General features: G+C 74.8%; 12 protein-coding genes. 2 read left to right on the forward strand and 10 right to left on the reverse strand.

Going from position 1 to position 11232, the window contains the following annotated elements; all coding sequences use genetic code 11:
- Positions 1-49: 49 nt before the first annotated feature.
- From LQ327_RS14925 to LQ327_RS14935, 3 genes are all read right to left on the reverse strand, one after another.
- Positions 50-457: a hypothetical protein gene (locus tag LQ327_RS14925; RefSeq protein WP_230734838.1), complete on the reverse strand. Its 408-nt coding sequence runs from the start codon at positions 455-457 to the stop codon at positions 50-52.
- Positions 458-517: 60 nt separating this feature from the next.
- Positions 518-2104, reverse strand: coding sequence for a molybdopterin-dependent oxidoreductase (locus LQ327_RS14930; protein WP_230734840.1), 1587 nt, complete (start codon positions 2102-2104; stop codon positions 518-520).
- 121 nt (positions 2105-2225) lie between these two features.
- Positions 2226-3254: an aldo/keto reductase gene (locus LQ327_RS14935; protein ID WP_230734842.1), complete on the reverse strand. Its 1029-nt coding sequence runs from the start codon at positions 3252-3254 to the stop codon at positions 2226-2228.
- 117 nt (positions 3255-3371) lie between these two features.
- Here LQ327_RS14935 and LQ327_RS14940 point away from each other — a divergent pair, with 117 nt between their 5' ends.
- Positions 3372-3947, forward strand: a complete 576-nt coding sequence (locus LQ327_RS14940; RefSeq protein WP_230734844.1) for a TetR/AcrR family transcriptional regulator — start codon at positions 3372-3374, stop codon at positions 3945-3947.
- Positions 3948-3954: 7 nt separating this feature from the next.
- Here LQ327_RS14940 and LQ327_RS14945 read toward each other — a convergent pair whose 3' ends face one another.
- From LQ327_RS14945 to LQ327_RS14975, 7 genes are read right to left on the reverse strand one after another with little or no spacing between them, the layout of a single operon-like run.
- Positions 3955-4497 (reverse strand): NADPH-dependent FMN reductase, encoded by a 543-nt coding sequence (locus LQ327_RS14945; RefSeq protein WP_308286314.1) that lies wholly within the window; start codon positions 4495-4497, stop codon positions 3955-3957.
- 6 nt (positions 4498-4503) lie between these two features.
- Complete coding sequence (locus LQ327_RS14950; protein ID WP_230734847.1) at positions 4504-5388, reverse strand: alpha/beta fold hydrolase; 885 nt, start codon at positions 5386-5388, stop codon at positions 4504-4506.
- A 45-nt stretch (positions 5389-5433) separates the two neighbouring features.
- Complete coding sequence (locus LQ327_RS14955; protein ID WP_230734849.1) at positions 5434-6153, reverse strand: 2OG-Fe(II) oxygenase; 720 nt, start codon at positions 6151-6153, stop codon at positions 5434-5436.
- A complete protein-coding gene (locus LQ327_RS14960; RefSeq protein ID WP_230734851.1) occupies positions 6150-6725 on the reverse strand; it encodes a methylated-DNA--[protein]-cysteine S-methyltransferase in 576 nt (191 codons plus the stop codon). The genes LQ327_RS14955 and LQ327_RS14960 overlap by 4 nt, the downstream gene beginning before the upstream one ends.
- Positions 6722-7315, reverse strand: coding sequence for an RNA polymerase sigma factor (locus LQ327_RS14965; RefSeq protein ID WP_230734853.1), 594 nt, complete (start codon positions 7313-7315; stop codon positions 6722-6724). Before LQ327_RS14965 ends, LQ327_RS14960 begins: the two co-directional genes overlap by 4 nt.
- A gap of 37 nt (positions 7316-7352) precedes the next feature.
- Positions 7353-9062 (reverse strand): dihydroxy-acid dehydratase, encoded by a 1710-nt coding sequence (ilvD, locus tag LQ327_RS14970; protein WP_230734854.1) that lies wholly within the window; start codon positions 9060-9062, stop codon positions 7353-7355.
- A 52-nt stretch (positions 9063-9114) separates the two neighbouring features.
- On the reverse strand, positions 9115-9516 hold the full coding sequence (locus LQ327_RS14975; RefSeq protein WP_230734856.1) for a VOC family protein: 402 nt from the start codon (positions 9514-9516) through the stop codon (positions 9115-9117).
- Positions 9517-9704: 188 nt separating this feature from the next.
- Here LQ327_RS14975 and LQ327_RS14980 point away from each other — a divergent pair, with 188 nt between their 5' ends.
- Positions 9705-11174, forward strand: a complete 1470-nt coding sequence (locus LQ327_RS14980) for a CYTH and CHAD domain-containing protein (protein ID WP_230734857.1) — start codon at positions 9705-9707, stop codon at positions 11172-11174.
- Positions 11175-11232 lie beyond the last annotated feature (58 nt).

Here is an 11232-nt window from a genome sequence, read left to right on the forward strand (position 1 = left end):
ATCAGGTCGTGGCGGTGGCCACCACTCGGGTCCCCCGCCGAGGCCCGGGTCAGGGCGCCGCGGTGAGCCGCGGCGGGGAGTCCGTCGTCGGTTCGACGGCCGGCGTCTCCGGGCCGACGAGTCCGGGATCGCCGGGCGCGGGATGGGTCGCGGCGAGCAGCGCCCCGCCGAGCAGGACCACCCCGAGCCCGATCAGCTGCAGGTCGCGGGACGCCACCGGGATCGGCGTCGCCGGGGCGGTGAGGGCCGTCGCGACGGCACAGACCAGCAGCCCGGCGCCGACGAGCGCCACCGCGACGCCGTGGGTCCGGGCCACCGGCGCGCTCGTCCAGCCCACCCACCAGCGGGCGCCCCGCCAGGTCCAGCACGACGGCCGTCGGGCCGCCGCGAGGCCCCACGCGACCAGGAACGTGCCGACGGAGATCTCGGCGATGATGCCCAGCAGCCGCAGCGACACGTCGACCTCCGCCGGGTCACGAGCCGGGACGTCGTCGCTCCGGTCTCCCCGCGCCGCCCCTCAGAACGCGGTGACGACGACGGTATGCCATCCGGTGGCCCCGTCGGGGATCGTCGAGGTCAGTGCTTCCGGCTGTGTCGCGCCGGTCGCGTCGGTGGCGCGGACCTGGAGGGTGTGGTCGCCGGGCGCGAGCTGGAGGACGGTGCGCCACATCCGCCAGGTGTCGATCGAGGCGTCGGCCGCGAGCTCGGCCGTCTGCCAGGGCCCGGCGTCGGCGCGGACCTCGACCCGCGCGACCCCGCGGTGCTGCGCCCAGGCCGTGCCGGCCACCGTGACCCGGCCGGCGGTCACGGCGGCCTGGGACTGCGGCACGTCGATCCGTGACTGCGTCTTGATCGGCCCCATCGCCGCCCAGCCGCGCTGCTCCCAGTAGGGCTGGAAGGCCTCGAACGTCGTGAGCTCGATGTCGGTGATCCACTTGCAGCCGGACACGTACCCGTAGAGGCCGGGGACCACCATGCGCACCGGGAAGCCGTGCTCCACCGGCAGCGGCTGCCCGTTCATGCCCAGTGCGAGCATGGCGTTGCGGCCGTCGGTGCAGGCGGCGACCGGGGTTCCGGTGGTGAAGCCGTCGACGCTGGTGGAGGCGATCTGGGTGGCCCCGGGACGGACCCCGGCCTCGGCGAGCAGGGTCCGCAGCGGCACCCCGAGGAAGACCGAGTTCGAGATGAGGTTCCCGCCGACGTCGTTGGAGACGCAGCACATCGTGATCGGGGCCTCGACCAGCCCGCGGCCACGCAGCTGGTCGTAGTTCAGGGTGAGCTCCCGCTGGACCAGGCCGTGGATGCGCAGGGTGAAGTCCGCGGTCGAGACCTGCGGGACCTGCAGCGCGGTGTCGATCCGGTAGAACTGGTCGTTCGGGGTGAGCCAGGTCGGGGTGCCCGACGCGGCGAAGTCGGCGGCAGGCGGCGGGACGACCGGTGGCCCCGTCGGTGGCGGCAGGGCGGCGTCCGCCCGGGAGGCCGCGACGTCGGCCGCCGCGGCGAACCGTCGCCCGAGGAACCCGGTGATGCCGGCGCCGGCGAGCGCGACCCCGAGGCCGAGGAGCAGTCGTCGTCGGCCGGCCGACGGGTCGGTGAGCCGCCTGTCGGGATCGGGCCTCTCGGCGCGCCGCGCCAGGCGGTGCAGGACCGCGAACGTCGCCGCCCCGGCGACGAGGGCGACGGCGGGTGCGACGAGGTACCCGACGGTGAAGGTCGGCGCCGCGGCCGCGCACGTCGCCCCGACGAGGCCCAGCACGACGACGAGCGTCAGCCCCGGGACGGGGGTCCGGCGCGAGAGCAGCCCGGCGAGGACCGCGACCGCGGTGATCACCACGGCCATGCCGGCCAGCAGGACCTGCTTGTCGTGCACCCCGAAGGTGCTGGTCGCGAACTCCTTGAGCGCCTCGGGGGTCAGCCGGATGAATTGGTTGCCCACCGCGAGGAACGGCGACGACGGCGCGGCCGCGAAGGCCGCCACGAGGTCCCCGACGCCCAGCGCCACCGCGACCGCGAGGACCCCGATCGCGCCGGCGACCGGCGGTCTCAGGACACCGGTCCCGGGATCCGCCGCCGGTGCCGCGGGCGGATCCGTGTCCGTCGTCATGGCAGAACCTTCGGCCGTCGGCTCGACCGGGTTCGGACACCCGATCCGTCGTGGCGCCGGGCGGCGACCCCGGTCGTTGAACGGCGCACGACGTCAGGTCGGTGTCAGGTGGGTCACCTCCTCAGGCGGCCGAGCGCTCGTCGGCCGGACGGCGGCGCAGCGTGGCGCGCCGGATGGCCGGCGGGTCGTAGGCCATGTCGAGCCGCCCGACGTCCGTGCCGGGCGGGACGATCTCGTCGATCCGGTCGAGGACCTCGTCGTCGAGGGTGGTCTCGGCGCCCGCGAGGAGGTCGTCGAGGTGCTCCATCGTCCGGGGCCCGAGGATCGCCGAGGTGACGCCCGGGTGCGCGATCACGAACGCCATCGCGAGATGGGTGAGGGACAGGCCGGCCTTCTCCGCGAGCGGGATGAGCGCCTCCACGACGTCGAGGCGGCGCTCGTCGCGCAGATGGCCGAAGCCGTAGCGCGATCGCAGCGCATCGGACTCCTGCCCCTTGCGGTAGCGGCCCGTGAGCATGCCCTGGGCCAGCGGGCTCCAGACGAGCGTGCCCATGCCGTACCGCTCGCAGACCGGCAGCACCTCGCGCTCGATGCCGCGGTCGAGGATCGAGTACGGCGGCTGCTCGGTGCGGAAGCGCTCGAGGCCGCGGCGCTCGGCGGCCCACTGCGCCTCGACGATCTCCGAGGCCGGGAAGGTCGACGACCCGATGGCGCGGACCTTGCCGCTGTGGATCAGGTCGGACAGCGCCGAGAGGGTCTCCTCGACGTCGACCGTGGGGTCGGGGCGGTGCACCTGGTAGAGGTCGAGGTGGTCGGTCTGCAGCCGGCGCAGCGAGTTCTCGACCTCGCGGACCAGCCAGCGCCGCGAGTTGCCCTGCTGGTTGGGGTCGTCGCCCATCGGGAGGTGGGCCTTGGTGGCGAGGACGACGTCGTCGCGACGACCCTTCAACGCCTTGCCCACGATCTCCTCGGACTCGCCGGCCGAGTAGGCGTCGGCGGTGTCCACGAAGTTGATCCCGAAGTCCAGGGCCTTGTGGATGATGCGGATCGCGTCGTCGTGGTCGGGGTTGGCGACGGGTCCGAACATCATCGCGCCCAGGGCGTAGGGGCTGACCTTGATGCCGGTGAGGCCCAGCGTGCGGTAGCGCATGGCTCCCTCTCCGTTTCGGCTGGTGGGTGCCGGGGACGACGGGGTACCGTCGGCTCAAGCGGAACGCTCCTCCGGAACTATACGGAACCGCGTTCCGCTTTGTCGAGGGAGGTGGACGTGACGGAGCAGCCGGGCCGCCGGGTGCGGGCCGACGCGCGGCGCAACACAGACGCGCTCCTGGAGGCGGCCGCCGCGGTGTTCGCCACCTCGGGGGTCGACGCCCCGGTGCGGGAGGTCGCGACGAAGGCCGGCGTGGGCGTCGGCACCGTCTACCGGCACTTCCCGAAGCGGTCCGACCTCGTCGCCGCCGTCTTCCGCCACAGCGTCGACTCCTGCGCGGACGCGGCTCCCGTCCTGGCCGCCGAGCACGGCCCGGGTGAGGCACTCGCGCTCTGGCTGCAGCGCTACACGAGCTTCATCGCGACCAAGCGCGGGCTCGCCGCGGCGCTGCACTCCGGCGACCCGGCCTTCGACGCCCTGCCCGCCTACTTCGACGGACGCTTCCGGCCGGCGCTCGGCGCGCTGCTCGAGTCCGCGGTCGCGGCGGGCGAGGTCCGCGACGACGTCGAGCCGGGGGACCTCCTGCGCGCGGTCGCCAACCTCTGCCTGGCCGGCAGCGACGTGGGCCCGGACCACTCCCGGCGCATGGTCGACCTGCTCGTGGACGGACTCCGGTACGGCGTCAGCCCCTGATCGCCGGTCAGCCGGCGGCGTCGCGGAGGGCTCGGAGTGCGGCGAGTGCCCCGGCGCGTGCTTCGCGGTCGGTGATCAGGCCGTCGGTCCCGACGGCGTCGCGGGTCAGCGGGAGCCGCAGGCACGCGGCCTCGACGACGTTCGCGCCGACGTAGCGCATGACCTTCGCCAGCGAGTCGTGCGCGTCGGCGCCCCCGCTCGGCGCGGCCGGGCCGGAGACGTTCAGCCAGCCGACGGGCTTGGCGTGGATCGAGTCCGGCTCGGCGTCGCCGACGGTCCAGTCGAGCAGGTTCTTGAACGCCCCCGGCAGCGCACCCGCGTACTCCGGGGTGCAGAAGAGCACCGCGCCGGCCGCGTGGATGCGGGTGCGCAGGCCCGCGACCGCGCCGGGGAGCGGGTCGCGGTCGTCGTCGGGGTTGAACGCGGGCAGCGCGGCGAGGTCGGTGTGGAGCTCAGTGGTGAGGCCGTCCGCGAGGGCGGCGACCGTCCGGAGCATCGCGGTGTTCGTCGACGCCGCGCGGGTGCTGCCGGAGATCAACAGGGCGTCCACGTGCTTCTACCCCTCGGCCAGGAGACGCTCGACCTTGTCGGGGAACGACGGGTCGGAGAGCGCGGAGACGTGGTCGCCGAGGAGGGTCTCGTACCTGCCGCGGGAGAGCGCGTCGGCCAGGGCCTCGGCGGTGGCCGCGTGCCGGGTGTCCCCGTCGCCGACGAGGACAAGGACCGGGGTGGGGATGCGGCCGAGTTCCTCGGGGACGACCGGCACGTGGCTGTCCAGCACGTGGCGCAGCGCTCGCGGGTCGTTGCTGCTCGACCGGATCCAGTCGGCGATCCCGGCGGCCGGACCGGGCTCGATCTCGGTGCCCGCGACCAGCCCGTCGAGCGCCTTCCGGTACATCCCGGTCTGGTCGACCGGCCCGGCGAGGGCATCGAGGCCCTGCCCGCCGACGACCGCGCGGCCGGGCCGGGCCCCGCGCACCAGCACCCGCACCACGACCCGCCCGCCCAGCGAGTAGCCGGCGAGGTCGTGGGCGGTGGGGTCGTCGTGGTCGATCCCGAGGTGGTCGAGCAGCGCGAGGGCGTCGTCGGCGAGCACGTCGGGCGGGTACGCGGCCGGGTCGTCGGGCGCGGCGCTGGACCCGTGGCCGCGGAAGTCCGGGACGATCACGCGACGGCCGTGCTCGGCGAACCGGGCGGCCAGGCCGTTGTCGATCCACATCGCGCCGCTCGCGGTGAACCCGTGGAGCAGGACCAGCGGTCGCCCGGTCCCGTACTCCCGGAACGCCAGCCGGACGCCGTCGCGCCCCTCGAACCAGCTGTGTTCGACGGAGGTGGTGAACGTCGGCCGGCCGCGCATCGGGACCGTCGGCGGGGTCCCGCCCGGCGGGCTCCAGGTCCCGCCGAGCCGCTCGGCCAGCCGACCCGTCCATCCCCACGCCATGCGCTCCATGGTGCTCTCACCGGCCGGGGAGGGGACCCCACGAGATCACCGGGCGTTGTGGAAGATCACCCCCAGGACGTGGCGATCCCCGGAGTGCACCGCCGACACCCCGTGGCGCATCTGGACGCGGTGGTACCCGCGGGCACCCTGCTTCGGGCGGTGCCGCACCGGGAAGATCACCGCTTGGCCGAGCCCGGGCCGCGCGACCATCGGCCGCGACTGCTGTCGGGGCCGCTGCTCGACGAACACGCTCTCGCCGCCGGTGAAGTCGACATCGGGGGTGTTGAGCATGAAGAGCACCTGCAGCGGGAAGGTGAGGTCGCCGTAGACGTCCTGGTGCAGGCAGTTGTAGCCGGTCGGGCCGTAGCGCAGCACCAGCGGCGTGGGTCGGTGCTGGCCGACCTCCGCGCAACGCTCGACGAGCTCGGCGTGCTCGGGCGGCCACGTCGGCTCGTCGAGGATGCCGGCCCAGCGGTTCGCGAGCTGCGCCAACGGCGGGTAGAGCCGGGTGCGCAGCGCCGTGACCAGCGGGGGCAGCGGGTCGGCGAAGTAGCGGTAGCGCCCCTGCCCGAACGAGAGCCGGGCCATGTCGATCGTGGACCGGAAGGCGCCGTCGTCGTCGAACACCTCGATCATCTCCCGGCACTGCTCGGGCGAGAGCAGCGGCTCGGTCATCGCGAAGCCCTCGGTGTCGAGCGCCGCCCCGATGCGCTCCCAGTCCAACCGCTCGAGCGCGGGCAGGTCGATCCGGTCGACGGCGGTCATCGCCCGACCCCCGTCGCGCCCTCGGCGGCGAGCAGCCGCTGCTTGGCCGAGACGCCGAAGATGTAGCGCCCGATCCCGCCGCCGCCGCTGGGGACGACGCGGTGGCACGGGATGAGCAGCGGCACCGGGTTGGTGGCCAGCGCCGTGCCGGCCGCGCGCACCGCACCCGGGCGTCCGACCTCGGCGGCGACCCACGCGTACGGCCGGGTCTCGCCGGCCGGGATGGTGCGGGTCGCGGCGAGCACGTCGCGCTGGAAGTCGGTGATGCCGAGCAGGTCGAGGCGGGGCCGCGCCGTCGCGTCGCCGTGCAGGGCGGCCTCGAGGTCGTCCGGCACGACGGTCGAGGCCCGCAGCGGGCGCCCGACGCGACGGCGGTACGCGGCGCGGAAGTCCTCCTCGGCGAGGTCGGCGGTGGTGCGCAGGAAGCTGATCCCGTCGCGGGTGCAGACCACCCGCACCGGGCCGAGCAGGCTGTCGGTGGTGAGCCAGCCGTCGAAGAGCCGGTCGGTCAGGTCGGGGCCCTCCGCCGGCGCCAGCGCGGCGAGGCGGACCAGGACCGGGTCGGTACTCATGGGCGGTCTCCTGTCTCGGCGATCAGGGTGCGCAGCCGGGCGAGCCCGCGCGACACGTGCGACTTGGCGGTGCCGACCGGGCAGCCGAGCACCTCGGCGACCTCGGTCAGGGGCAGGTCGGTCACGTGGCGCAGGACGACCGCGGTGCGCTGGGTCTCGGGGAGCCGGGCGAGCAGGGTCGCGAGGTGCTCGGTGACCTCGGCCTGCTCGGCCCGGTCCTCGACGGTCGGGCCGGGCACGGGCTCGTCGGGCACGGTCGCGCCGTCGGTGCGCGGGCGGCGGGCGGCGTCGCGGACCTGGTTGCGGCTGGTGTTCACGACGATGGTGAGCAGCCAGGGCCGGGGCACCAGTTCGCGCAGCCAGGCGGGGTCGTGGTCCGCGAGCGAGCGGTAGGCCCGCAGCAGCGCCTCCGCGGCGAGGTCCTCGGCGTCGGTGCGGTGCCCGGTCGTGCGCAGCGCCACCGCGTACACGAGGCCCTGATAGGTCCGGACGAGCTCGGCGAACCCGTCGTCGAGGTCGTCGGCCAGCGCGGCCGCCACCCGCTCGCCGTCGGGGTCCGCCCGCGGAGCGGCCTCGGTGGGGGTGCTCATGTCCGGGTGAACACCGATCCGGCCGCGGGCGTTGCAGCTAGTCGAACCCGACGACGGCCCCCTGCGCGGCCGACCCGACCAGCCGCGAGTACTTCCCGAGCACCCCGGTGCGGTGCTTGGGCGGCGGCGGGGTCCAACCGTCCCGACGGCGGGCGAGCTCGTCGTCGTCGATCAGCAGGTCGAGCGTGCGGGCGGCGAGGTCGAGCCGGATCCGGTCGCCGTCGCGGACGAACGCGATCGGCCCGCCGTGCGCGGCCTCCGGGGCGACGTGCCCGACGCACAGCCCCGTCGTGCCGCCGGAGAACCGGCCGTCGGTGAGCAGCAGGACGTCCTTGCCGAGCCCGGCGCCCTTGATCGCGCCGGTCACGGCGAGCATCTCGCGCATCCCCGGCCCCCCGCGCGGGCCCTCGTCGCGGATGACGACGACGTCGCCGGGCTGCAGACCGTCGGGGCCGGTCGACTCCACCGCGTCCATCGCGCCCTGCTCACCGTCGAACACGCGGGCGGTGCCCTCGAACGACGCCGAGTCGAACCCCGCCGACTTGACCACCGCCCCGTCGGGAGCCAGCGACCCGCGCAGGATCGTCAGCCCGCCGGTGGGGTGGATGGGGTTGGAGAGCGGCCGCAGGATGTCGCCGTCGAGCGGCTCGGGTGCCAGCTCCTCGAGGTTCTCCGCGAGGGTCTTCCCGGTGACGGTCAGGCAGTCGCCGTGCACGAGCCCGGCGTCGAGCAGCGCCTTGAGGACGACCGGCACACCGCCCACCCGGTCGACCGTGTTCATCATCCAGCGCCCGAACGGCTTGACGTCCGCGAGGTGCGGGACCCGGTCGCCGATGCGGTTGAAGTCGTCCAGCTCGAGCGGGACGCCGGCCTCGCGGGCGATCGCGAGCAGGTGCAGCACCGCGTTGGTGGAGCCGCCGAACGCCATGACGACCGCGATCGCGTTCTCGAACGCCTCGCGGGTCATCACGTCGCGCGCGGTGTGCCCGCGGCGCAGCATCCCCACGACGGCGTCGCCGGACTGCCGCGCGAATCCGTCGCGGCGGCGGTCGGCGCTCGGCGGGGACGACGACCCGGGCAGCGCCATGCCCATCGCCTCGGCCGCGCAGGCCATCGTGTTGGCGGTGTACATGCCGCCGCAGGCGCCCTCGCCGGGGCAGATGGCCCGCTCGATCTCGTCGACCTTCTCGCGCGTGATCAGCCCGCGGGCGCACGCCCCGACGGCCTCGAACGCGTCGATGATCGACACCTCCTTGCCGTCGACCATCCCCGGCATGATCGAGCCCGCGTAGAGGAACACGCTCGCGAGGTCGAGCCGCGCCGCGGCCATGAGCATCCCGGGCAGCGACTTGTCGCAGCCGGCGAGCAGCACGGTCCCGTCGAGGCGCTCGGCCTGCACCACCGTCTCCACCGAGTCGGCGATGACCTCCCGGCTGACCAGCGAGTAGTGCATCCCGACGTGGCCCATGGAGATGCCGTCGGACACCGAGATCGTCCCGAACTCCATCGGGTAGCCGCCCGCGTGGTGCACGCCCTCCTTGGACGCGGTGGCGAGGCGGTCCAGCGAGAGGTTGCACGGGGTGATCTCGTTCCAGCTCGACGCGACGCCGATCTGGGGCTTCGAGAAGTCGTCGTCGGTCATCCCGACCGCGCGCAGCATGCCGCGCGCGGCGGCCCGCTCCATCCCGTCGGTGACGTCGCGGCTGCGGGGCTTGACGTCATGTCCGGTGGTGGTGCGGTTCGCCATGCCGGGACCGTAACGCGCCGGTCCGACAGCGTCCCGTCGACGACGACGGCCCTCAGCGCGGCGTCGCGGCGAACTTCGCCACGGCGGCCTCGGTGACCGGCTCGAAGAGGTTCACCAGGGCGCCGTCGGGGTCGCGCAGGAGCAGCGACCGGTTGCCCCACGGCATCGTCGTCGGCTCCTGCACGACCTCGAGATCCCGGAGCTCCGCGAACCGTCCGTCGAGGTCGGAGACGATGAACTCGACGATCGACGAGCGGTTCGCGGCCGGGTCCGCGACACCCGGCCCGAACAGCGCGACGGTGCGCGTGCTCCCGATCGCCAGCGTCCCCGACGTCGTGCGCAGCTCGGCGAAGTCGTCGGTCGCCCACGTCGCGGTCACGCCGGTGACGCGCTCGTAGAACCCGACGAGGCGCGCGACGTCGTCGGTGATGATCCGGACGGACACGAGGTTCACGGCGAGGTCCTCTCGATCGCCCCGGCGATTCCGGGGTTCGGGACGACGCTAGGACCGATACCGGGCAGGACCCGCCCGGTATCGCCGAGGTATCCCGCCGCCCGCTCGCCGGGGCGCACTGCACCGGTGCGGATCTGTCCCGACGACGGCGGATGCGGTTGGCTGAGGGGTCGTCGGGGGACGCGGAGGTGGCCGTGGGTGCCGTGGTGTCGTCCGGCGAGGTGGAGCGCACGTTCGAGGTCGCCTCCGTGGCGGTCCTCGCCGCCCTCGATCCCGGCGAGGTGCTGGGGCGCGAGGTGCCCGTCGACCCCGAGGAACGCCTGCTCGAGGCCGTCTACCACGACACCGCCGACCTGGCGCTGCACGCCGAGGGCGTGACGATGCGCCGTCGCACCGGAGGTCCGGACGAGGGCTGGCACGTCAAGCTGCCTCCGGTCGGCGACCGTCGGGAGGAGATCCAGGCCCCGCTCGCGCCGGAGGCCCCGGTGGAGCTGCTGGCGCTGGTCCGGGCGTTCACCCGCGGTCGCCCGGTGCAGCCGGTCGCCCGGCTGCGCACGCATCGCCGCGCGTGGCGGGCCGTCACCGGGGGCGGTGGGCTGGTGGCCGAACTGGTCGTCGACGCCGTGACCGCGTGCCGGTCCGGGGACCGGGAGGAGCTCGCCTGGACCGAGATCGAGGTCGAGCTCGGTCCCGCCGCCCCGGCGGGCTTCCTCGACGTCGTCACCGAGCGCCTGGCCGCGCGCGGGATCCATCGCTCGGCGACCCCGTCCAAGGTCGCGAGGGTGCTGGGCGAGCGGCCGGTCTCCGTCCTGCCCGCCCCGGACGGCAGTGCGGCGGCGGTCGTGCTCGAGTACCTCCGCGGGCAGGCCCGGTCGCTGCGGCGCTGGGACCCGCTCGTGCGGCTCGACCGCGAGGACGCCGTCCATCAGATGCGGGTCGCGGCCCGCCGGATCCGCAGCGTGCTGCAGTCGTTCCGACGGGTGCTGCACCGCGCCCGGACCCGGACGCTCACCGGCGAGCTCCGCTGGCTGGCCGGCGAGCTCGCCCCCGCCCGGGACACCGAGGTGATGCACGCCCGCCTCGACGAGCTGCTCGCCGAGGTGCCCCACGAGCTGGTCCTCGGTCCGGTGCACGCCGAGCTCGCCGCGGCGTTCGCCCGCCGAGCGGCCGCGGCGCGGGACCGGGCGCTCGCCGCCCTCGACGGGACCCGGTACCTCGCCCTGCTCGCGGCGCTCGACGCGCTGCTGGCCGAGCCGCCCCTCGCCCGCCGCGCCCTGGACGACGCGGACCACGTGCTCCCCGGCGAGGTGGCCCGCGCCCGACGTCGGGTGGACGCGGCGATCGCGGCGGCGCGGGGGATCGCGCCGGGGGCGGAGCTCGACACCGACCTGCACGAGGCCCGCAAGGCAGCCAAGCGCCTGCGCTACGCGAGCGAGGCCGCCCGCCCGGTCCTGGACGACTCCGCGCGGAAGGGGATCCGCCGCATGGCGGCCCGGCAGGAGCAGTTGGGCGTCCACCAGGACACCGTCGTCACCCGCGCGACCCTGCTGGAGCTGGCGGCGGGCGAGGTGGCCCACGGCTTCACCCTCGGCGTCATGTACGCGGCCGAGGTGGCGCTCGCGCGGCGCACCGAGGCGGCGGTGGCCGCCGGGGCGTGACGCAGCTCGCTTGACGCCGGGCCCAACGCGGCGCAATCTCGGACCATGCGGTCCGGGA

Source organism: Actinomycetospora endophytica, from assembly GCF_021026375.1.
Taxonomy (GTDB): domain Bacteria; phylum Actinomycetota; class Actinomycetes; order Mycobacteriales; family Pseudonocardiaceae; genus Actinomycetospora; species Actinomycetospora endophytica.

Bases quoted from the DNA above. Each gene is read 5' to 3' on its own strand.
- LQ327_RS14965 (WP_230734853.1), bottom strand. From the start codon at position 7,315: ATGAGCACCCCCACCGAGGCCGCTCCGCGGGCGGACCCCGACGGCGAG.
- ilvD (WP_230734854.1), bottom strand. From the start codon at position 9,062: ATGGCGAACCGCACCACCACCGGACATGACGTCAAGCCCCGCAGCCGC.
- LQ327_RS14960 (WP_230734851.1), bottom strand. From the start codon at position 6,725: ATGAGTACCGACCCGGTCCTGGTCCGCCTCGCCGCGCTGGCGCCGGCG.
- LQ327_RS14935 (WP_230734842.1), bottom strand. From the start codon at position 3,254: ATGCGCTACCGCACGCTGGGCCTCACCGGCATCAAGGTCAGCCCCTAC.
- LQ327_RS14950 (WP_230734847.1), bottom strand. From the start codon at position 5,388: ATGGCGTGGGGATGGACGGGTCGGCTGGCCGAGCGGCTCGGCGGGACC.
- LQ327_RS14955 (WP_230734849.1), bottom strand. From the start codon at position 6,153: ATGACCGCCGTCGACCGGATCGACCTGCCCGCGCTCGAGCGGTTGGAC.
- LQ327_RS14930 (WP_230734840.1), bottom strand. From the start codon at position 2,104: ATGACGACGGACACGGATCCGCCCGCGGCACCGGCGGCGGATCCCGGG.